The 20,028-nt window shown below is 68.2% G+C and carries 20 protein-coding genes and 1 pseudogene; 12 read left to right on the top strand and 9 right to left on the bottom strand.

Going from position 1 to position 20,028, the window contains the following annotated elements; genetic code table 11:
• Window positions 1–109: 109 nt before the first annotated feature.
• Together FEK34_RS17835 and FEK34_RS17830 are read left to right on the top strand one after the other, a co-directional pair.
• The gene (locus FEK34_RS17835; protein ID WP_138448913.1) at window positions 110–913 is read left to right on the top strand and encodes a GAF and ANTAR domain-containing protein; all 804 of its coding nucleotides are present in this window, start codon (window positions 110–112) and stop codon (window positions 911–913) included.
• On the top strand, window positions 910–1,692 hold the full coding sequence (locus tag FEK34_RS17830) for a GAF domain-containing protein (protein ID WP_138448912.1): 783 nt from the start codon (window positions 910–912) through the stop codon (window positions 1,690–1,692). Before FEK34_RS17835 ends, FEK34_RS17830 begins: the two co-directional genes overlap by 4 nt.
• A gap of 86 nt (window positions 1,693–1,778) precedes the next feature.
• On the opposite strand, the gene FEK34_RS17825 is transcribed toward FEK34_RS17830, so the two are convergent.
• A complete protein-coding gene (locus FEK34_RS17825) occupies window positions 1,779–2,336 on the bottom strand; it encodes an STAS domain-containing protein (protein WP_138448911.1) in 558 nt (185 codons plus the stop codon).
• 248 nt (window positions 2,337–2,584) lie between these two features.
• The gene (locus FEK34_RS17820) at window positions 2,585–2,980 is read right to left on the bottom strand and encodes a hypothetical protein (protein WP_138448910.1); all 396 of its coding nucleotides are present in this window, start codon (window positions 2,978–2,980) and stop codon (window positions 2,585–2,587) included.
• 130 nt (window positions 2,981–3,110) lie between these two features.
• On the opposite strand from FEK34_RS17820, the gene ligD reads away from it, so the two are divergent.
• Together ligD and FEK34_RS17810 are read left to right on the top strand one after the other, a co-directional pair.
• Window positions 3,111–4,052, top strand: a complete 942-nt coding sequence (gene ligD, locus FEK34_RS17815) for a non-homologous end-joining DNA ligase (protein WP_138449161.1) — start codon at window positions 3,111–3,113, stop codon at window positions 4,050–4,052.
• Window positions 4,053–4,203: 151 nt separating this feature from the next.
• Window positions 4,204–4,395, top strand: a complete 192-nt coding sequence (locus FEK34_RS17810) for a hypothetical protein (protein ID WP_138448909.1) — start codon at window positions 4,204–4,206, stop codon at window positions 4,393–4,395.
• Window positions 4,396–4,858: 463 nt separating this feature from the next.
• Here FEK34_RS17810 and FEK34_RS17800 read toward each other — a convergent pair whose 3' ends face one another.
• A complete protein-coding gene (locus tag FEK34_RS17800) occupies window positions 4,859–5,551 on the bottom strand; it encodes a MerR family transcriptional regulator (protein WP_138449159.1) in 693 nt (230 codons plus the stop codon).
• A 115-nt stretch (window positions 5,552–5,666) separates the two neighbouring features.
• On the opposite strand from FEK34_RS17800, the gene FEK34_RS17795 reads away from it, so the two are divergent.
• On the top strand, window positions 5,667–6,884 hold the full coding sequence (locus FEK34_RS17795; RefSeq protein WP_138448908.1) for an erythromycin esterase family protein: 1,218 nt from the start codon (window positions 5,667–5,669) through the stop codon (window positions 6,882–6,884).
• 56 nt (window positions 6,885–6,940) lie between these two features.
• Here the strand turns inward: FEK34_RS17795 and FEK34_RS17790 are convergent, their stop codons facing one another.
• The 4 genes and pseudogenes from FEK34_RS17790 to FEK34_RS17775 form a co-directional block, all read right to left on the bottom strand.
• Window positions 6,941–7,678: a MerR family transcriptional regulator gene (locus FEK34_RS17790; RefSeq protein WP_138448907.1), complete on the bottom strand. Its 738-nt coding sequence runs from the start codon at window positions 7,676–7,678 to the stop codon at window positions 6,941–6,943.
• A 37-nt stretch (window positions 7,679–7,715) separates the two neighbouring features.
• Window positions 7,716–8,627 carry an alpha/beta hydrolase gene (locus FEK34_RS17785; protein ID WP_138448906.1) on the bottom strand — a complete coding sequence of 304 codons (912 nt, stop codon included), beginning with the start codon at window positions 8,625–8,627 and terminating at the stop codon, window positions 7,716–7,718.
• A gap of 44 nt (window positions 8,628–8,671) precedes the next feature.
• Window positions 8,672–9,499 carry an SDR family oxidoreductase gene (locus FEK34_RS17780; protein ID WP_138448905.1) on the bottom strand — a complete coding sequence of 276 codons (828 nt, stop codon included), beginning with the start codon at window positions 9,497–9,499 and terminating at the stop codon, window positions 8,672–8,674.
• 41 nt (window positions 9,500–9,540) lie between these two features.
• Window positions 9,541–10,621 (bottom strand): annotated as a pseudogene (locus FEK34_RS17775) (NAD-dependent epimerase/dehydratase family protein).
• Between the two features lie 352 nt (window positions 10,622–10,973).
• On the opposite strand from FEK34_RS17775, the gene ctaD reads away from it, so the two are divergent.
• From ctaD to FEK34_RS17760, 3 genes are read left to right on the top strand one after another with little or no spacing between them, the layout of a single operon-like run.
• Entirely contained in the window at window positions 10,974–12,734 is a 1,761-nt protein-coding gene (gene ctaD, locus FEK34_RS17770) for an aa3-type cytochrome oxidase subunit I (RefSeq protein ID WP_138448904.1), read from the top strand.
• 19 nt (window positions 12,735–12,753) lie between these two features.
• Window positions 12,754–13,431: a phosphodiesterase gene (locus FEK34_RS17765; protein WP_171048267.1), complete on the top strand. Its 678-nt coding sequence runs from the start codon at window positions 12,754–12,756 to the stop codon at window positions 13,429–13,431.
• A gap of 41 nt (window positions 13,432–13,472) precedes the next feature.
• Window positions 13,473–13,910, top strand: coding sequence for an SRPBCC family protein (locus FEK34_RS17760; protein ID WP_138448903.1), 438 nt, complete (start codon window positions 13,473–13,475; stop codon window positions 13,908–13,910).
• Between the two features lie 25 nt (window positions 13,911–13,935).
• Here the strand turns inward: FEK34_RS17760 and FEK34_RS17755 are convergent, their stop codons facing one another.
• Together FEK34_RS17755 and FEK34_RS17750 are read right to left on the bottom strand one after the other, a co-directional pair.
• Window positions 13,936–15,729, bottom strand: coding sequence for a thiamine pyrophosphate-requiring protein (locus FEK34_RS17755; protein ID WP_138448902.1), 1,794 nt, complete (start codon window positions 15,727–15,729; stop codon window positions 13,936–13,938).
• Window positions 15,730–15,760: 31 nt separating this feature from the next.
• The gene (locus tag FEK34_RS17750) at window positions 15,761–16,240 is read right to left on the bottom strand and encodes a Dps family protein (protein WP_138448901.1); all 480 of its coding nucleotides are present in this window, start codon (window positions 16,238–16,240) and stop codon (window positions 15,761–15,763) included.
• A gap of 357 nt (window positions 16,241–16,597) precedes the next feature.
• Here FEK34_RS17750 and FEK34_RS30040 point away from each other — a divergent pair, with 357 nt between their 5' ends.
• The 4 genes from FEK34_RS30040 to FEK34_RS17735 all read left to right on the top strand — a co-directional run bounded on the left by FEK34_RS30040 (window position 16,598) and on the right by FEK34_RS17735 (window position 19,869).
• On the top strand, window positions 16,598–16,765 hold the full coding sequence (locus FEK34_RS30040) for a hypothetical protein (RefSeq protein WP_171048266.1): 168 nt from the start codon (window positions 16,598–16,600) through the stop codon (window positions 16,763–16,765).
• A gap of 208 nt (window positions 16,766–16,973) precedes the next feature.
• Window positions 16,974–18,212, top strand: coding sequence for a PucR family transcriptional regulator (locus FEK34_RS17745; protein WP_249359332.1), 1,239 nt, complete (start codon window positions 16,974–16,976; stop codon window positions 18,210–18,212).
• Between the two features lie 129 nt (window positions 18,213–18,341).
• Window positions 18,342–19,247 carry an NAD-dependent epimerase/dehydratase family protein gene (locus tag FEK34_RS17740; RefSeq protein ID WP_138448900.1) on the top strand — a complete coding sequence of 302 codons (906 nt, stop codon included), beginning with the start codon at window positions 18,342–18,344 and terminating at the stop codon, window positions 19,245–19,247.
• 142 nt (window positions 19,248–19,389) lie between these two features.
• Complete coding sequence (locus FEK34_RS17735) at window positions 19,390–19,869, top strand: hypothetical protein (RefSeq protein ID WP_138448899.1); 480 nt, start codon at window positions 19,390–19,392, stop codon at window positions 19,867–19,869.
• The last annotated feature ends 159 nt before the right edge of the window (window positions 19,870–20,028 follow it).

The raw sequence follows: 20,028 nt of genomic DNA, 5'->3' as shown, positions 1-20,028 counted from the left end.
GCGTAGCCAGGCCGAACGCGAGGAGGTCAACGGTCGCGACGGGTTCACGGCGGTAGGTGGCGGCAGCGGCCATCCGGAGTAGCGTGGCATCGAGGCGACGATGGGAGCGATGGTGGACGACGCGTCCCGAGCTCATCCCGGGGAATCGAGCGGGATCAGCCGCGACGAGGCCGCCGGTGCCGGCGGTTCGCTGTTCGGTGGGATCAGCGCGGTCTGCTCGGCGGCGGTGCGGTTGACCGGGGTCGACGGAGCGGCCGTCGCGCTGCTGGGTGGTTCCTCCTCCCAGGCGCGTGAACTCGTGTACGCCACCGACGCGACCGCCCAGCAGGTCGACGAACTCCAATTCGTGGTGGGCGAGGGACCCTGCGTCGAGGCCTACCACACCGGGCACCGCCAGATCTGGCCCGACCTGTCCAGCCCGGAAGCGGTGAATCGCTGGCCGGCCTTCACCGGTGAGGTGCTGGTGCTCGGCGTGCGCGCGGTGTTCACCTTCCCCGTTCCCGGTGTGCGCCGCGCGGTCGGCGTGCTCGAGTTGTATCGCGGGCTGCCGGGCGAACTGGCGCCCGTCGAGCAGGAATCCGGCGATGCCTGCGCGATCGCGGTCGGGCAGGTGTTGCGCGCGGACATCGATCGTCGCGTCGCGGACGCGGGTGGCGTCGAGGATACGGTCGACAGCGCGGCCACGCAGGGTGTGCTCGACGGTGTCGACGACGGATTCTCCCGGGCAGTGGTGTACAACGCCGCCGGCATGGTCGCGGTCCAGTTGGCCGTGCCGGTCGACGAGGCGCTGGCCCGGCTGCGCGCGTACTGCTACGCCGAGGGCAGGCCGATCGGTGAGGTGGCCGCCGACATCGTGGCCCGCAGGCTTTCCTTGCGCGATCAGCGTGACAGCGGCGAAGGGCAGCGACGATGAATACCGCACAGACCCGTTTGGCGGTCGCGGAATTGACCGCGACATTGACCACCGATTTCGATGTGCCGACCTTGCTGCACGCGGTGGCTCAGCACGCCAGGACATGCTTCGACGCGGTGTCGGCGGTGGTGATCCTGCTCGATGGCCGCCGGTCCGAGGAGCCGGGGCTGCATATCGTGGCCGAGGCGATGCGCGACGACATCATCGCCGACCCGCGTCTGCATATCACCGGCCCCGGTCTGTCGAGCGCCCGTGACGGCGCGGTGGCGATGATCGACGATCTCGCCGAGGAGGACGGCGAGGACCCGCGCTGGGAGTCCTACCGGAAATGGGCTCGTGCCGCGGGTGTGCGCTCGGTGCGCGCGTTCCCGGTGACGGCGCTGGCGGTGCCGTTGGGCTCGGTCGTGGTGCACGCCGACGAGCCGTGGGGCACCGAGCGCCCCAACGATTTCGGACAGGTGCTGGCCGATCTCATCGCGATCGCCTTGTCGATCGGCACGCTGGACGGCCGGGTCGCCGCCACCGAGGAAACCGTGCGAGCGGTCCTGCGGGGAACGTCGGTGGTCTCGACCGCTGTCGGCATCCTCGCCGAGTACTTCGACCTGGACATCGAGGCCGCGCGGGCCCGGCGGCTGCATCTGGCTCGCGCCCACCAGACGACGCCGACCGCACATGCCGCCGCCATCTGCGCAGCGCACAACAGCTCACCCGACGATCCCGGCCGGTCTCCGGCATTGCATCCGCCGCCGGACATCACGCCACCGACGCATATCTACTGATCGGGCACGTTCGCCGCATCGCCGGAAGCGATCCGCAGCCCGATCCGCGGCGGTTGATCACGGCTGCGCACCGGCGGTAGCGTCCGTCAGCCGGACCCGCGCCCATTGGCCGAGCTGAAACCGTCCTCGTGCCCGCTTGTCGACGGGTCGGCGACCGCGGTCCTCGTCTGCTGGTGGCGGGTACCGCGCTGGGCCGGCGAACCGCGTCGGCCCAGCTCGAGCCGGGTCAGCGCGCTCACCACGGTGGAATGGATCGGCAGCCGCGCCACCCGTGGGTCGACGCCGGCCAGCCGGAACACCGTGGAACTCGTGCTGACCAGGCACATCGGCACGCCTTCGCGCCCGAAGCGTTCGGCGTCTTCGGCCAGCGTGGCCAGGCTCCGCCACGACAGGAAATTCAGTCGGGTGGTGTCGACGATCAACCCGCCGCCCTTGGCCCGCGCGTCCTCGGCGGCCTCGGCGATTTCCAGCCGCCACACCGGCAGAGTGAAGGCGTCGGCCTCGCCGCGCACCGACAGCACGACCGATCGGCCGCGGCGCCGGCGGCAGCACACCAGCCGGTCCTTCGGGTCGGGCTTGCCGCACAGCGAGGAAATCTCACGACGCGGTGACGGGGTGATCTCGAACTCTGGATGTGGTGCCATCATGCTCCCGAATCAGGTCCATGCGCTCAGCGCCCTGATCAGGCCACCCTGCATTCTGAAGGCAAACCCATTGAGTACCGACCAGTCTACGACATCGCCGTTTCGGCGGCGTCCGAATCGACGGAGCGGCCCGCCGCGCTCGGTCACGGTGCGCACGCCACGATCGTCCCCCGCTCCGTAGCGCTGCCCGCCGCGACGGCGTTCGTCGAGGACGAAGCCGCAGTGTCATGCGTACCGCCGTTGACGATCTAAGGACGAGGTGTGGCTCTGCTGTCGGCGATCGCAGCGGCCGATGTCCAGAACACGCTGGGCAGCTCGCATGCGCGCAGCATGCCCTCCTCGCGCGCGATCACGGTGCCGTCCGCCGATTCCACCCGGTATCCGTACCAGCACAGCCGGTGCACCCGGCTGCCGGCCGACGAGTCGAGCAGGTCCCGGCACAGGCGCGCGGCAAGTTCGGTCAAGGCCGCGCAGACTTGGCCCGGTGTCCCGGTGTTCTCGATCTGCCACCAGCTCTGCTCGAGCCGCCCGGGCTCGGAGATCTCAATCCGGTAGCGCAATTCCTCCCTCTCGGACATCGCGTCCGCCTCCTTCTGCACAGCCGCGATGGACACTTCCGGCGTACCCGCGATGGGCGGCTCCATGCCTGCGACCGGGCTGGTCCTCCGGCCGGCGCAGTGGCGTTCGGCCCGGCCGGCGCCACTGTTGATCGAATCGCCGGACGCGGCGGTTTGCCGCGGATACGCTGGGGCGGTGGTCGCGGTTCCGGCGCCGATGCTGGCCGTCGCAGGACGGCCGCCCGATGATGCCGACTGGGCGATCGAGATGAAGTGGGACGGGGTGCGCGCGATCGTCGTCTGCCGGGGTGGTGAATGCCGGCTCTACAGCCGCAACCAGCGCGATATCACCGGCTCCTACCCGGAGCTGGCCGTCGAGCTCGGCGCGCTGGTGGCCGGGCGCGAGCTGATACTCGATGGCGAGATCATCGCCCAGACCGGCACGGGTGCACCGTCGTTCGCGTTGCTGCAACGCCGGATGCATGTCGTTCGGCCCACCAAACAGTTGATCGCCGCGGTGCCCGTGCAGCTACATCTGTTCGACATCCTCGGTGACGCCGCCGATTCGCTGACCGGCCTGCCGTACCTGCAACGGCGAGAGCGCTTGCAGGAGCTGGAGTTCGCCGAGGCACCGGTGCGCACCCCACCGCACTGGCTCGACGTGGCCGCCGACAAGCTCATGGCCGTGGCCCGCGAGAACCATCTCGAAGGCATCGTGTCCAAACGCATCGATTCCACCTATCAACCCGGCCGCCGCTCCCCCGCCTGGATCAAGACACCCCTGCGCAAAACGACCGAGGCGATCGTCGCAGGCTGGACCACCGGCAACGGCGCCATGGCACCCACCTTCGGCTCGCTGATCCTCGGCGCCAACAACCCCGACGGCCGCCTCGTCTACATCGGCAACGTCGGCACCGGCTTCACCGCCGCCGTCCGCCGCTCCCTGCGCACCCGCCTCGACACCCTCACCCGCCCCACCCCACCGTTCCCCGACCCCCCGCCGCGCGCCGCCATCGGCGCCGCACACTGGGTCGACCCGGTCCTGGTCGGTGACATCGAATACCGCGAATACACCGGTGAGGGTTTGCGTCATCCGAGCTGGCGCGGCCTGCGCAACGACAAGACCCCGGACCAGGTCGAACTGCCGGCGGCCAATTGAAGGCCACCGCCCGCGAGAACCATCGCGAAGGGCATCGTGTCTACATCATGAGAATCGCCACGGATTCGGGGCTCCCATTCGGCCGCCTGTTCCGCTCCTACGATGAATCGGTCCATCGGTCGTACCACGGATTGGAGGCAACATGGTGAGAATGACACGTTTCGCCGGGGCCGCAGTGGTGTTCGCTGCCACGATGGCGACAGCCGTAATGGGGTCCGGGTTCGCGCACGCCGACGCGCACAGCGAAGAACTCCAGGAGGTAATCCAAAACTGCCTCGAAAATAACGTGAACGACTACCTCGATTTCAGGAACTGCGTGCTGGGCGATCTGCCGCAAAAGTAGGTAGATACTCGAGCGCCGCGATCACGCGGCGCTCGAGTATCAGCCGATGAACAGTGCCGGGCAACCCCGAGCGTGTCCGACAGTCATCGGTCGTACCGGTTGTGCGGCGTGGCTATTGGCGATGACAACGATGGTCGTCGATCAGCGCGCCATCATCCGTGTGCGTCCCTGAGCAGGATGGCTTGGGCTAGTTCGGCAGGTTTCCCCATGGCTGTGTCGACAACGGTGTCGTAGGTGTATCCGTGATCGTGGACCGTCTGGAAAATGGCCGCGCGCCAACCCGATCGGATGGCCACGGACCCTTTCTCGCTGCTCGGCCAGTGCCAATGGGGCATGCGACGCCGAGGAGTTGAACGTCGAGTGGTTTTGCCTGAGCTCGATGTGCCGTTGAGCAAGATCACGCGAGGTGGTGGATCCGCGCTCGGCATTGGGCCAGCGTAAGTCGCGGGCGGCGCCGAGGCCCCTAGAGCTGGTCGATCAGGTCGAGGTAGGCGTCCAATTGCGCTGCGGCGCTGAGTAATGCGCGGCTGCGGGTGTCGAGGCGGTGTTGCCAGGCTTCGAGGAAGGCGTGCAGGGCGTCGGCGCCGCCGGCGTCACGGACGGAATCGAGGAACTGGGCGACCTTGTGCAGGGGGTAGCCGCCGCGGCGGAGTTGGCGGGCTATGTCGGCGTCGCGGACCGAGTCGGGGCCGTATTCGCGGTAGCCGGTGGTGCGGTTGCGGTGCGGGTGCAGGATGCCTTCGGACTCCCAGGTGCGCAGCGTCGCGGGGTGGACGTCGATGCGGCGGGCGAGTTCGCCGACGGTCAGGGGTGGGCCGGGTACCGGAGGCGGCGTGGTGGATAGGGCGCCGAGGCCCGATGCGACCTCGAGGCGGGTTTCTCGTTCGGCCAGCAGGGCGACGTGTGCGGCGTCGATGCGGCGGTAGGCGGATTCGGTGTTGCCGCGGTTGATGGCGCGCATGATCTCGGCGGCCTGCTCGTGGCCGTGGCCTGCGCGTAAGGCGAGGAAGGTGCGCAGGGCCTGCGCGTGCAGTGGGGTGTAGCGGCGGTAGCCGGCCGCGGTGCGTTCGCTGGGCGGCAGGATGCCCGCGTCCTCGTAGTTGCGGATCGCCTGGGCGGACAAGCGGTGTTCCCGGGCGAGGTCGATGGGCCGCAGGGCAACACCTCCGTTTGAGGCTTTCGGCAGGAAAATCCAGGTCGATGTCAGAGAAGTTTCACTCGATTCTTCAACGATAGCGTCGAAGGGGCAGATCCTTCCGAAAGGGGTATCCATGTCCACTGTCACCGCACTGCGCGCGATCGGGCGCGAACTCGACGATTCGGCGAGCCTGGGCCGGGCCGTCGACGAGCTGCTGGCCGCGCGGTCCGAGCCGACGGTCCTGCTCGGTTTGGGCGAGCCGACACACGGGATCGCGGCTTTTCCGGTGCTGCGCAACGAACTGCTCGCACAACTGGTGGACCGGGGTTTCCGGTCGATCGTGCTGGAGATCGACATGTTCGCCGCCGCCCTGGTCAACGACTACGTCAACGGGGCGAGCGGCGAGATCGACACCGTACTCGCGAACGGTTCCAGCCACCGCTTCGGCGGCATACCCGGTAATCGAGAACTCGTCGAATGGCTGCGCTCCTACAACCTGGCCCGTCCGCCGCAGGACCGGGTTCGGTTCTACGGCTTCGACTTTCCGGGAGATCAGGTCGACATCGCGAGCCCGAGGCCGTCACTGCGTGCGGTCGCCGAATATCTGCCCGAACATCTGCGCCCAGAGTCGGCCAAGGAGCTGGAAGCACTGCTCGGTGACGACGCCGAGTGGACGAACCAGGCCGCCATGTACGACCCGGCGGCCTCCATCGGCAATTCCGAACGCGCTCGCGCCCTGCGCATCCTGGCTGACGACCTCGCCGGCGCACTGCGCCGCGCCGCTCCCGCCCTGCGCCCGGCTGACCCGGACCGCTACGACCACGCCGTCGCCCACGCCCGTACCGCCCTGGGGCAACTACGTTTTCATGCCGCAATGGCCGAACCCGGACCTGATCGCATCGCGCACATGCTGGCGGTGCGGGCGGAGATGATGGCCGACAACCTGCTCGACATCCTCGCCCGCGAGGAAAAACGCGGCCCGACCCTGGTTTTCGCCCACAACGTGCACCTGCAATACACGAAGCCCACCATGGCGGTCGGCGAGAACACCGTGAACTGGGGCAACGCCGGCGCGCTCATCTCCCTCACCCTCGGTGAGCGCTATACCTTCATCGCCGCCGACGCCAATCCGCACAGCGCACCGGGCACCCTTCAGGGTGTGCTCGCCGAAGCCACCACCGGCCGCGCCCTGTTCCCGGCCCGGGAGCTGCGCGCCACGCTGCCCGCATCGATCCCCGCGGGCGACCCGATGATGCCCGGCCACATCCCGCTCACCCCGGCGGACCTGACCGGCGCGGACGCGGTCATCTGGATCGCCGACACCGACGGGCAGCGCCATCAGTACTGGTAGGCGCCCGGACCGGGAACGGGTGGGCCGGTAGCGGCTCGACGTAGCGCCCGCACCGCTCACCCGTCCGGCTGGGCGGCCCGGCGCCGCTCGGCGCGGTGCGTGAGCACCTCCACGATGCGCTGCCAGGCCGGGGTTTCCTCGGTAATCCGGGAAAAGACCAGCGCGACAGGCCCGGAGCGGGCGCTGCCCGGTTCGTGCCGGATCTTCCATGCGTCGAGTTCGTCGATGAGCGAATCGAGGCGCGGATCGTCGGCGGCCCAGTCCATCGCTCGGTCGCAGGCGAGATACAAACGGGTGGTGTCGGGGTCGTCGAAGGCGGCGTGCTTCTCCCGGACCCGTTGCGCGACGGCGCCGGGCTCGAGTGCCCGCAGCAGGATCCACGCGTCGCGCTCGGTGCGCAGACGCCGGGCGCTGATGCCGAGACTGCGCATCCGGTCCAGCAGGGCGACCACCTCGGCAGGGAGGACGAGCCGTTCGCCACTGTCGAGTGCGGCGATCCTGCTCCGATACTCGCTGAGCTCGTCGATTCTGCGCTGGAGTTCGGCGTCGATATCGGTGATCGCGGCGGCGAACTCGGCGGAGTGGGCGTGCAGCAGGGCGTCGATGCGGGCCAGCGGCACACCGGCGTCGGCGAGGGTTCTGATCCGGATGAGGTCCACCGCCGCTTGTGCGTTGTAGCGGCGGTAACCGGAGGCGTCGCGTTCGGGTTCGGGCAGCAGGCCGACGTGGTGGTAGTGGCGGACGGTGCGCACGGTGACGCCGGCGGTCGCGGCGAGCTGTCCGATCGTGAGCACCGTCCTCCTCGGATCGTGGTTGGCGTTCGCGCCGAGTCTAGGGCCGGGCAGCCCGGTCGATGACATCGCGAACCGCCCGCACCACGGCATCGGGGCGGTCGAAGCACAACCGGTGGTGTGCGGTGTCGGACAGGATGCGCTGCTCGCCGCGCGCGACCCCGGCCACGCGCGCCGCGTCCATGCGGGTCCTGCCATCGTGCATCTGCTGCAACATCTCTGCCGAGATCTGGTCCTGCTGGGGATCGGCGCCGATGACGCTGAGTGCGACGACGGGCACATCCGGCAGGTCGGGCCCCACCCGCAGTTCGGCGGCGAGATCGGCCAGACCGGTGCGTTCGGCGAGGCCGGTGCGCAGCCACTCGGTGCTCAGTTTGGCCTCGACCAGGGGCTCGCGCAGATGTTCGGGGTAGTCCGCGAGCAGTTCGGTGTGAATGTCTCGCAGGGCCGGGCGCAACTGTTCGAGTTGGTCGAGGCCCGGCCCCATCTGCTCGGCGGCGGCCAGGCTCGCCGCGGCGGGCATGTAGTCGTCCCAGCCGGGATGCAGCGCGTCCAGCCAGACCAGCCCCGCCACGTCCTGCGGATAGAGCTGGGCGAATCGGTGTGCGTAGAGCCCGCCGAGTGAATGCGCCGCGAGGACGTAGGGGCCCGGGATGTGCTGCGCGCACAGCAGCTCGTGCAACTCCGCGGCCACTGCGGCCGCGGTGCGTGGCAGCGGCAGCGGGTCGCTGTAGCCGGTGCCGCCGCGGTCGTACACCACGGCGGTCGTGAACTGCGCAACCTCCTGCTGGACACCGAAGTAGTCCAGTCCCACCGCGCTCGCGCCGGGCAGGAACACCACCGCCGGTCCGCCGCTACCGGAGCGATGCACGAAGAGGCGCCGGCCGTCGATGTCCTGGAATCCGCCGACCGGCGGTGCGAGCCGCGCCGGGGACATGCTGTTGTTCGTCATGGGTCAAGGCTGCAACCCTGACGCAGGGTCAAGGTCAACCCGGGCTAGGGCCTGCGCCATTTCTCGTCGGGGACGAGCTGGCTGGACTGCGGTCCCATCAGCAGCATGCCGCCGTCGACGACGTAGGACGCGCCGGTGACGTAACCGGCGGCCGGAGTGGCCAGGAACGCCACCACGGAGGCCACTTCGTCGGCGTGGCCTGGCCTGCCCAGCGGCAGGCCTGGACGCGGTTGTTCGCGCGGGTCGACGTCTTCTTGGCCGGTCATGGGAGTCGAGATCTCCCCCGGCGCCACCGAATTGACGGTGATGTTGTGCTCGGCCAACTCGAGGGCGAGCACCTTGGTGAGGGCTCCGAGCCCGGCTTTGGCGGCGCAATACGGCGCCGCCCCGACCCGCGGCGCGTGCTCGTGCACGCTGGTGATGTTGATGATGCGGCCACCGCGTCCGGCCTCGATCATGTGCGCGGCCGCGCGCTGGGAGCACAGGAACGCGCCGTCCAGATCGACCGAAAGCACATGGCGCCAGGTGTTGAAATCCATGTCCATCACCAGCGTGGCCGAGCCCGTGCCGGCACAGTTCACCAGCACGTCCAGCCCGCCCAGTTCCTCGGCGAATTCGTCGATGACGGCGGTGCTGGTGGGCAGGTCGTCGAGGTCGAGCTGCCGGACCGCGGCGATCGCGCCGCGGTCACGGACGAGCTCGGCGGTACGGGCGGCGCCCTGCTCGTCACGGTGATAGGTGATACCCACGTCCACGCCACCGCCGCCCAGCGCGACCGCGATAGCGCGGCCGATGCCGGAATCGGAGCCGGTGACCACGGCGCGCAACGGTGCGCCGATGCGTTCCTTCGGTAAGGGAGCGATAGTTGCCATGATGGTCGGCTACCCGCCGACACCCCGCCGACACAGAATGGTCAGCGGGCGCCGTGGGACAACGATCGATCGACGGGATCGTGGCCGCCGATCCCGGAGGTGAACTCGCGGTAGCGCCAGGCGCCGCCGGCGTCCGCGGCCAGCGGTGGTGTATGCCCGCCCGCGCCGGCGCGGAACCCGTCCAGGAACTGGGTCAGTGCGTCCGAGGAGCTGATTCTGGGCGTCCAGCCCAGCTCGACGCGGGCGCGGGTGGTGTCCATGACGGGCAGATGCATCATCGCGTCGAACAGGCCAGGGGTGGCCGGGGCCAGGTGCAGATGCCAGGCCGCGGCGAGCGCGGTCCGCACCAGCCGCGGCGGGACCTCGACGGTGCGGGTGCGCAGGATCCGGGCGAGCTCGGCGCGGCCGATCACCGGTTCGGCGGCGAGGTTGAACGGACCGCGTCCGTCGGAGGCGACGGCCAGCGCGTACGCGAGCGCGACGTCGACGCTGTGCACGGCCTGGAACCGCATCCCCCGCGGATATGGCAGCACCGGCAGCAGGCCGGGCCGCAGCAGCGGGTTCGGCATCAGCGGGCCGAGGAACAACCGGCGTTGCTCGCTGGCCGAGGCGTACTGGAAGGTGAAGGCGGGACGCATCCGCACGACCCGGCAGTCGGCATGCTGCCGTTCGAAGGTGTCGAGCAGCCGTTCCACATAGGCCTTTTCGATCATGTACGCCGCCCCGGGCCAGCCTTCGGTGGGCCAGGACTCCGAGACCGGCCGATCATCGACGCACGGCGAGTACGCGCCGACCGAGGAGGCGTAGATCAGGGCGGGGACCCGCGCGTCGGCCACGGCCTCCAGCACGCGTGAGGTGCCGCCGACATTGGCGCGCCACGTGTCCAAGGGCCTGCGCGTCGGCTGGAACAGCCAGGCCAGATGCACCACGGCGTCGGCGCCACGGAACAGCGGCCAGATCGTCGTGGCGCACGTCGGCGCCCACCCACTCCACCCCGGCTCGTTCTTCGGTGGGACGCCTTCGGGCGGCACCGACGATGGACGTCACCTCGGGTGTGCCGGTCAGCGCATCGATCACAGCAGTGCCCACGTTCCCCGTCGCCCCCATCACCACCACGCGCATCGGTCCTCCTCAGTGTCGATTGCCCTACCGGCATACCCGTGCGCTCGCCTGCCACACAGCCGCCGGCGATTCCGCTGTCCCGGTCGCGCCCACGCGGTCGCGCCTTCCCGCTCCCGGCGCGGTAGCCGCAGCTCGCGGGTCGGCCGTCCCGAGGATGCCGGGGCTTCCACGATCCGCACGCCAGTTCGTGCAGCCGCTGGCGTAGCCGCCGCCAGGAGATCAGTGCGACGGGGTGGCGCCGGTCCAGGTTCTGCGAATCACGGCCTCGGGTGGTTCAGGTGCCCGGATGCGGGTAGGGCGAGGACAGGGGCGCGTTCTCGGCAGCGCCGCGCGCATCGACCTGGGAGGTGGGATGACGGCGACATCCTCGGGCGCGGTGGGTGAGCTCACCGCGACGCGACCGTTTCCGGCGCGGCACGGCCCGAAGGGCTCGGCGCTGTACAAGATGATCAGCACCACCGATCCGAAGGTGCTCGGCATCCTGTACCTGGCGTCGGCGACAGCGTTCTTCCTGATCGGGGGCTTGCTGGCGTTATTGATGCGCGGGGAGCTGGCGCGGCCGGGATTGCAGTTCCTCTCGCCCGAGCAGTACAACCAGCTGTTCACCATGCACGGCACGATCATGTTGCTGTTCTATGCCACCCCCGTGGTTTTCGGGTTCGCCAACGCGATCCTGCCGTTGCAGATCGGCGCACCCGACGTGGCGTTTCCGCGGTTGAACGCGCTCAGCTATTGGCTGTATCTGTTCGGGGCGACGATGGCGACGGCCGGGTTCCTCACTCCGGGCGGCGCGGCGGATTTCGGCTGGACCGGCTACACCCCGTTGAGCGATGAACTGCATTCGCCCGGCGTCGGCGGGGATCTGTGGATCATGGGTCTGGCGGTGTCCGGCCTCGGCACCATTCTCGGCGCGGTCAACATGATCACCACCGTGGTCTGCCTGCGCGCACCGGGGATGACGATGTTCCGGATGCCGATCTTCACCTGGAACATCCTGGTCACCAGCATTCTGGTGCTGCTGGCGTTCCCGATCCTCACCGCGGCGCTGATGGCGCTGGCCTACGACCGGCATCTCGGCGGGCACATCTACGATCCGGCCACCGGCGGCACGATTCTGTGGCAGCATCTGTTCTGGTTCTTCGGCCATCCCGAGGTCTACATCGTCGCGCTGCCGTTCTTCGGCATCATCAGCGAGGTCATCCCGGTTTTCAGCCGCAAACCGATCTTCGGCTACACCGCACTGGTCTTCGCCACCATCGCCATCGCCGCGCTGTCAATGGCGGTGTGGGCGCACCACATGTACGCCACCGGTGCGGTGATGCTGCCGTTCTTCTCGCTGATGACCTTCTTGATCGCGGTGCCGACGGGCGTGAAGTTCTTCAACTGGATCGGCACCATGTGGCGCGGGCAGCTGACCTTCGAGACACCGATGCTGTTCGCCCTCGGATTCATCGTCACCTTCCTGCTCGGCGGGCTGTCAGGGGTCATCCTGGCCAGCCCGCCGCTGGACTTCCACGTCACCGATTCCTATTTCGTGGTAGCGCATTTCCATTACGTGCTGTTCGGCACCATCGTCTTCGCCACGTTCGCCGGGATCTATTTCTGGTTCCCGAAGATGACCGGCCGGTTCATGGACGAACGCTTGGGCAGGCTGCATTTCTGGAGCACCTTCCTCGGCTTCCACCTGACCTTCCTGGTGCAGCATTGGCTGGGCAACGAGGGCATGCCGCGCCGCTACGCCGACTATCTGCCCGGCGACGGCTTCACCGCGCTCAACACCGTCTCGACCATCGGGTCGTTCGTGCTCGGGGTCTCGATGGTGACGTTCGTATGGAATGTGTTCAGAAGCTACCGCTACGGCGAAGTGGTGACGGTCGACGATCCCTGGGGGTCGGGCAACTCGCTGGAATGGGCCACGACCTGCCCACCGCCGCGGCACAACTTCTACGAACTCCCACGCATCCGCTCCGAACGACCCGCGTTCGAAGTGCACTACCCGCACATGGTCGAACGAATTCGCGCCGAAGCCCACGTCGGCCGCTCCGCGCGGCACGGGGCCGGTGCGGAATTGTCCGAACCATCCGATGCGGTCACAACCGACCAGACCCGATGAGAGCAGCGAAGGATATGTGATGGCTGATCTGGTTTCCGCCACCGTGACAAAGGCTTTCGAGGCAGGCGCCCGGGTACGGCACGCGAGGGTGTTCCATCCCCGTGGCGTGCGGCTGTCGGGGCGATTGCATGCCGAGGACGAGTACGTCTCGCTCTTCGGCCACGGCGAGCGGGCGGTGATCGCGCGCTTGTCGAAAGGAATCGGCACCCCCGCCGGTCTTCCGGACGTGCTCGGGCTGGCCTTCCGGGTGCTCGACCGCGACGACCATCCGTGGGATTTTGTGCTGGCGACCACCGGCCGCGGCGGGCTGGGCCGGCTGGCGATCACCCCGGCCCGCGGCTGGGCCAGCGCCCGCTACGGCTCCCTGTTGCCGTACCGGTTCGGCGAATCCAGCTTGACCTGGGTCTACGCCGAACCGGACGCGAACCAGCCGGCGACCGCCTCGCTGGATGCCATGGCAGAGCATCTGCGCGAGCACACCCTCGGTTTCAAGATCACCGTCCAGGGCATCGGCACCCCGCGCCGCACCGCCGCGGAACTGACCCTGCATCAGGCCGAACCCGAGGACTACCGCACCGACTTCTTCGACCCGATGCTCAACCATCCGGCCGAGGTCACGCTGGTGCCCGATCTCGTCACCAAGTTCAGGGAACGCGCCTACATCGGCAGCCGCCGCGGGCGTGGAGAAGAACCCTGAGTCGGCTCGACGAGCAAGGCAACCCGAGAAAGGCAGACGACATGGTCGAGGTCCGGACCGAAGTAGCCGCGTCCCCGCCGCAGATTTTCGCGGTGCTCGCCGACGGCTGGTCGTATGCGAGCTGGGTGGTCGGCGCCTCGCATATCCGCGAGGTCGACAGCAGCTGGCCCCAGGTGGGTGCGCAGATCCACCATCGGGTCGGCCCCTGGCCGCTCACCATCGACGACACCACCACGGTGCGGGCCGTCGACCCACCGCACAGCCTGGAGCTGGATGCGGGTTTGTGGCCCGCCGGTGCGGCCTGGATCAGGCTCGACCTGGTCGAGATCTCCCCCGGCCGCACCGAGATCCGGATGGCGGAGAAGGCCGTTCGCGGTCCGAGCCGCTGGATTCCCGGACCGATCCAGGGCGCGTTGCTCGCGCCGCGCAACAAGGAGGCGCTGGCTCGCCTCGCCGACCTCGCCGTCGGCAAGAAGTAACCGAGGACGGGAACCAGCACGCAGGCTAACTGTTCCGATGCCTGGCGAAGAAGCGGCGCGTCTTCTGCTTCACCGACTGCGCCAGCACCGGTCCCGCGTCTTCGTCGCCGTGCAGCAGCGCCCTGGCCAGCGAGGAGAACTGTTCGAAGGTGGTGTTGGGCGGTATCGGCGCCACATTCGGATCACACGCGATGTCGAGCACCACCGGCCGCGCGCTGGACAACGCACGCGACCAGGCGCCGGCGAGGTCTTCCGGATCGTCGATGGATTCGGCGCCGAGCCCGAGACTGCGTGCGAACGCGGCATAGTCGACGTCGGGCAGGGTCTGTGAATCCGGGAATTTCGGCGCACCGTGCATGCCGCGCAGTTCCCAGGTCACCTGGTTGAGGTCGTTGTTGTGCAGAACGGCGACGATCAACCGCGGATCCTGCCACTGCCGCCAGTAGCGGGCAATGGTGATGAGTTCGGCCAGGCCGTTCATCTGCATGGCACCGTCGCCGACGAGCGCGATGGCGGGACGCTCGGGACATGCCCACTTGGCGCCGATGGCGTAGGGCACCGCGCATCCCATGCTGGCCAGCGTGCCCGACAGCGATCCGCGCATATCGCCGTGGAAACGCAGATGGCGCGCGTACCAGTCGGCCGAAGTGCCCGAATCCGCCGTGACCACGGCGTTCTCGGGCAGTTGCGGTGACAGCTCGGAGAAGATGCGCATCGGGTTGATCGGATCGGCGTCGAGCATGGCCACCTCGTCGGCGGCCCGCCACCACTGCGTCACCTCATGTTCGACACGCTTGCGCCAGCTCCGGTCGCGCTTGCGTTTCACCAGCGGAATCAGCTCGCGCAGTGCGGCTTTCGCATCGGCAACGATACTGACCTCATAGGGGTAGCGCATGCCGATCCAGGCGCCGGACCGGTCGATCTGGATGCCGCGCACCTGCCCGTACTCGGGCAGGTATTCGCTGTAGGGGAAGTTCGATCCGATGGTCAGCAGGGTGTCGGCCTCCGACATCAGGTAATGGCTGGCCGTGGTGCCGAGCAGGCCGAGCGATCCGGTCACCCATGGCTCGGTGTCGGGCAGCACATCTTTGCCGAGCAGCGCCTTGGCCACGCCCGCGCCGAGCAGATCGGCCAGCCGGGTCAGCTCTTCGGCGCAGCCGCGCGCACCCTGCCCGACCAGGATCGCGACCCGCTCCCCCGCATCGAGGATCTCCGCCGCACGGTGCAGTGCTTCCGGATCGGGTGTGATGATGCCCTGACTCAGGCCGAGACTCGACGGCACGTTCTTCATCTCGTGCGCGGGGGCGGTGTAGTCGAGGGAGAACACGTCGGCGGGAACGATCACCGCCGTCGGCGCCCGTTCGGCGATGGCGACCCGGAAGGCGCGGTCCAGCACGTTGGGCAGCTGCTGCGGCACCACACACAGCTGCGAGTAGGCACTGCACACATCCTTGAACGCCGCCGGCAGGTCGACCTCCTGCTGATGCGAACCGCCCAGTGCGCTGCGCTCGGTCTGGCCGACGATCGCCACCACCGGCACATGATCGAGTTTGGCGTCGTAGAGGCCGTTGAGCAGGTGGATCGCGCCCGGCCCTCCGGTCGCCGCGCATACCCCGACCGCGCCGGAGAATTTGGCGTAGCCGACCGCTTCGAAGGCGGCCATCTCCTCGTGCCGGGCCTGGACGAACTGCGGATACTCCTCGCCGCCCGCCCATGCGGCGAGCAAACCGTTGATCCCGTCGCCGGGATAGCCGAAGACCTGGCGCACACCCCATTCCCCGAGGCGGCGCAACAGGACGTCACCGACCTGCTCGGCCATGATGTCTCCTCCTCGAACTCGCTGCGCGGGGTCAGGCGGTGGCCAGCTGGGCCTGCCACATCCAGTGCAGTTGCTCCAGGCGGGCGGCGATCTCGATGAACAGATCCTGGGTCACCGGGTCGGGCTTCTCGGTGGCGTCGATGCGTTCCCGGAATCGCCCGATGACGGTGGCGAGACTGTCCACGATCGCGGCGATGACGTCGGTGTCCTGCTGCCAGCCGTCCGGGAAGCCGAGTCCGGCGGCCTCCTTCGCCACCGTCTGCGCCCGTCCGTCGGGGCTGACGCCGATCGCGGTGGCACGCTCGGCCACGTCATCGGTGAACCCGCGCGCCGCGGTCACGAGCTCGTCCAGTGCCAGGTGCAGTGGGCGGAAGTTCGGGCCGACGACATTCCAATGCGCTTGCTTGGCGATCAGCGACAGATCGATGAGATCGACCACGCTCGCGCGCAGTGCGTCACCGGTGATGCGCTGCGATTCGGCGTCGAGGGTGCTCTTGATGGGGACCGACATCGTGACTGCCTCCTCTGGGGTTGAGATCGACCGGTCACGATCGGTCTACCCGGTTCCGGGCCGCCGAACCCGGACCCGCCGGATGGCACGCGGCCGTGTGTGCTCCGGTGCGCGCACGGCCTCGCTGCTCGTTCATGGCGGACCACCTCACCGTTCGCCCCGCCCCGGCCGGCTTTCCCCGGCGAATTATGCCTCAGTGCCGCAGCGCGGGAATTGTGGATTTCTACGATGCGTGCGCGGATATCGACTGAAGAATCAAGAACGATCCTGCGAACGACATATCGTGCGCACCTTGTGTTCTGATGGTGCCGGTCCCGAATTCGGGGCTTCATCGCAGAGCACAACCGAGGAATGTTTATGAACTCCAGAATTATTCGCCCGCTCGCCGTCGCAGGCTTGGTTCTCACCGCGGTAGCGATCGGCGCCGCGCCCGCCTCCGCCGAGACCGGCGTCCCCGTCGCGGGATCGGTGGAGGTGTGCGCGCCGATTCACCTCGGGCCGCTGGAGCTGAGCTTCTGCCTGTAGCAACCACGTTCGGTCGCCGCGGCGGTGGCGTGTCCCGTCGCCACCGCCGCGCGACTCGGTGGCCGCAGCCGTGGGTCTCGATTGTTGGAATCTATAAACGTTTCCGGTATCCATTCCACCTTGTCACAATCGAAGGCCACGACATGGCAACGAGTTCTCGCGGTAGCGTGATTCCCTGCCCAGTGGCCCTGGGTGGGAAGGAATTACCATGTCTGTCGCAGCCTCAGCCGAACCGTTTCTCACCTCGTCCGGTCGGCCGGTATCCACTCCACTGAAGGATGTACGGACCATTTCCCGTCAGATGGTCGGCCATTTCATCGAAAATGTCGTGCCGTGCGCCACGCTGCCCGGCGAAGCGCTCGACGGCGATATCACCACGGTGACGCGGATCTGCCTGGAATTGACCAACAGCATGCTGGACGGGCGCGACCTACGCGGCCGTACCGAACGGGTGCAGGACGCCGCGGCCGATTGGGCGCGCGAGGGCATCCCGATCGACACCATCCATCACGCCATCCACGAGGGCTTCAAGCTCGGATTCGACCTGATCCTGGAAAACGGCACCATCCACGATTTCGACACCGCGGTCGGGGTGGCCAGGCGGTTGATGGATGCCCAGGACATGATCAACTCGGCCGTCTCGGTGGCCTATGTGCGTGAACTGCGTTCGGTGGTGAGCGAACACCACACCGCCGTGCACACGTTGACCTCGGCGCTGCTGGGCGGGCAGAGCACCTCCACCATGGCCCGCGAGTGCGGCATCGAGGTCGCTGAGCGCTATCACGTTGTGGCGCTGGAACTCCCACCACATCCGGAGGAGCAGGTTTCGGCGCTCGACGAGAAGATCGTCGCGCGTCGCAAGCTGCGCCGCGTGCAGGCCGAATTGGCCAACCGGTGCGCTGGCAAGGTGCTGTCGCTGCTCAGCGTGGACGGCGGCACCCTGCTGCTGCCTGCGACCGAGTTCACCGACGACGACCTCGACCGGCTCATCGACAATCTCTCTGTCGCAGGCCAGGTCCCGATCCGGGCGGTCGCGATGACGGCGACGCCCGCGCAGATCCCCGCCGTCGCCGAGCAGGTCCACGAACTGGTCGACATCGTGCACCTACTCGGCGGGGAGAGCAAGGTGTATCGGCCGCACGAGCTGGCCTTCGAATATCAGTTGACCCGGCCCGGCCCCGCCCGCGACTACCTGAGCTCGGTCCTCGATTCCCTCGAGGCGCATCCGGAATTGCTCACCACCCTCGAGGTCCACATGGCCACGAATATGCAGCGCTCCCGCTCGGCCCGCAAACTCTATGTCCACACCAACACCGTGGACTACCGGTTGAAACGCATCGGCCAGATCACCGGATTCGACCCGAATGACGTCACCGGGCTGTGCTACCTGCGCGCGGCGCTGCTGATTCGCGCCCACCGCGGGCGCAGCACCGTCGCCGTCGCGTGATCTCGGCGGCACCGGTCGCCACCGTTCACCTCACATGTCGTACGGCTGATTCGTCGGACTGATGTCACATTCGGCGTTCGGGCGGTGTCTCATGCCCGAGCCCGGAGATCAACCGAACGAAAGAGGACCATGACACTGTCTGTTGTGGTCGGCGCCGGTGGCGTCGGCACGATCACTGCTCAGCTGCTGGCCGACGCCGGACACGATGTCCGGTTGATCACGCGCAGCGCGCGACGATCACGGGATCGCCAGATCCAGTGCGTCGCCGCCGACGCCACGGACACCGCCACCTTGATCGAACTGACCACGGGTGCCCAGACGCTGTTCAACTGTGCCGCACCGCCGTATCACCGCTGGCGCACGCAGCTGCTGCCGCTGTTCGGTTCGCTGCTGAAGACCGCGGAGGCGACGGGCGCCGGCTACGTGATGCTCGGCAATCTGTACGGGTACGGCGCACCCACGGCGCCGATGACCGAGGATCTGCCGATGGCGCCGAACTCGGTCAAGGGGCAGCTGCGCGCGCAGGCCTGGCAGCAGGCGCTGGCGGCACACGAGGCCGGACGAGTGCGGGTCACCGAGGTGCGGGCGAGCGATTTCCTCGGCCGCGGCGGCCAGTCGAACTTCGCGATCATGGTGGCGCCGAAAGTACTGGCCGGAAAGACCGCGCTGTTCCCGGCGGACCTGGACGCCGCGCACAGTTGGACCGGCACCGGCGACGCGGCCCGCACGCTCATCGCCCTCGCCGAGGACGAGCGGGCGTGGGGGCGGGCCTGGCACGTACCCACCAACCCGCCCGTCTCCCCGCGTCAGCTGGCAGACAGGCTCGCCCAGGTCGCGGGCGTGCCCGCGCCGAAACTGCGTCGCATGCCGGGGTGGATGCTGCGCGCGGGCGGCCTGACCTCACCGGCCGCACGGGAGCTGCCCGAAGTGCGGTACCAGCTCGACCGTCCGTTCGTCCTCGACTCCACGCTGACCGAACAGACCTTCGGGCTCGCCCCTACGCCGTTCACCGACATCCTGCGAGAAATGGTCTGACGGCCGGAGACGCCGAGCATCGCGCGAACCGCGAGCGAAATGTCCCATCATCGGAGGAGTAATCACGATCGAATTGCCCAGCTTGAACACGATCAGCCGGGGTATCCGCGCAACGGGGACTACGACCTGAGGAGGCACACTCATGGCAAGTCAGCTCACCCGGCTCGGTGCGGCAGCGGCGATCGCGAGCGCAGCGGTCATCGCCGGTGCAGGACAGGCCGCCGCGCAGCCGACCAGCGTCACGATCAACGGCAACATGCAGGTCCTCGGCATGAACGTGCTGCACGTCGACGCACAGAGTTCGCCGGGCAATCCCACCACCGGCACCTATGTGGCCACCGCCAAGCTCGGCAATATGAACCTGCCGATCCGCGTCACCGGACCGGTCACCTGCCTGACGGTCCGTGACAACACCGTCTCGCTGGTCTACCCGATCACCACCATGGAACCGGTGATGCTGTTCCCGCCGGATTCGATGGCCATCCAGATCACGGTCATGAAGGGCCAGGCCGGTGAGCCGAACCGGATCGGCTACGGCGTGCCGATGCCGACCAGCAGCTTCCGCGGCTGCGAACCCGGTCCGACGCCGCTGATGTTCGACGGGACCATCGACATCAAGTGATTCCGGGGTAACCGTCCCGGAAGCCGCGTCGACTACCGGGCCGGGCCTGCCGAGGCCCGGCCACAGTCGCCGACGCGCTCACACCCACTCGGATCAGCCGACGGGAGCAGTGGCCCGGCGCGGATCACTGATCGCGGACACGGTGTCGAGGATGCCTCC

It is taken from the genome of Nocardia cyriacigeorgica (assembly GCF_005863245.1).
Lineage (GTDB): Bacteria > Actinomycetota > Actinomycetes > Mycobacteriales > Mycobacteriaceae > Nocardia > Nocardia cyriacigeorgica_C.
The sequence above is the reverse complement of the archived record's forward strand: the minus strand, read 5'-3'. Positions and strand labels throughout refer to the sequence as shown.

Coding starts and splice junctions, on each gene's coding strand:
- FEK34_RS17755 (WP_138448902.1), bottom strand. CDS start 15,729: ATGGCCGAGCAGGTCGGTGACGTCCTGTTGCGCCGCCTCGGGGAATGG.
- FEK34_RS17745 (WP_249359332.1), top strand. CDS start 16,974: ATGTCTGTCGCAGCCTCAGCCGAACCGTTTCTCACCTCGTCCGGTCGG.
- FEK34_RS17795 (WP_138448908.1), top strand. CDS start 5,667: ATGTCCACTGTCACCGCACTGCGCGCGATCGGGCGCGAACTCGACGAT.
- ligD (WP_138449161.1), top strand. CDS start 3,111: ATGCTGGCCGTCGCAGGACGGCCGCCCGATGATGCCGACTGGGCGATC.
- FEK34_RS17765 (WP_171048267.1), top strand. CDS start 12,754: ATGGCTGATCTGGTTTCCGCCACCGTGACAAAGGCTTTCGAGGCAGGC.
- FEK34_RS17785 (WP_138448906.1), bottom strand. CDS start 8,627: ATGACGAACAACAGCATGTCCCCGGCGCGGCTCGCACCGCCGGTCGGC.
- FEK34_RS17825 (WP_138448911.1), bottom strand. CDS start 2,336: ATGGCACCACATCCAGAGTTCGAGATCACCCCGTCACCGCGTCGTGAG.
- FEK34_RS17830 (WP_138448912.1), top strand. CDS start 910: ATGAATACCGCACAGACCCGTTTGGCGGTCGCGGAATTGACCGCGACA.
- FEK34_RS17810 (WP_138448909.1), top strand. CDS start 4,204: ATGACACGTTTCGCCGGGGCCGCAGTGGTGTTCGCTGCCACGATGGCG.
- FEK34_RS17740 (WP_138448900.1), top strand. CDS start 18,342: ATGACACTGTCTGTTGTGGTCGGCGCCGGTGGCGTCGGCACGATCACT.
- FEK34_RS17750 (WP_138448901.1), bottom strand. CDS start 16,240: ATGTCGGTCCCCATCAAGAGCACCCTCGACGCCGAATCGCAGCGCATC.
- FEK34_RS30040 (WP_171048266.1), top strand. CDS start 16,598: ATGAACTCCAGAATTATTCGCCCGCTCGCCGTCGCAGGCTTGGTTCTC.
- FEK34_RS17780 (WP_138448905.1), bottom strand. CDS start 9,499: ATGGCAACTATCGCTCCCTTACCGAAGGAACGCATCGGCGCACCGTTG.
- FEK34_RS17735 (WP_138448899.1), top strand. CDS start 19,390: ATGGCAAGTCAGCTCACCCGGCTCGGTGCGGCAGCGGCGATCGCGAGC.
- FEK34_RS17820 (WP_138448910.1), bottom strand. CDS start 2,980: ATGGAGCCGCCCATCGCGGGTACGCCGGAAGTGTCCATCGCGGCTGTG.
- FEK34_RS17835 (WP_138448913.1), top strand. CDS start 110: ATGGTGGACGACGCGTCCCGAGCTCATCCCGGGGAATCGAGCGGGATC.
- FEK34_RS17760 (WP_138448903.1), top strand. CDS start 13,473: ATGGTCGAGGTCCGGACCGAAGTAGCCGCGTCCCCGCCGCAGATTTTC.
- ctaD (WP_138448904.1), top strand. CDS start 10,974: ATGACGGCGACATCCTCGGGCGCGGTGGGTGAGCTCACCGCGACGCGA.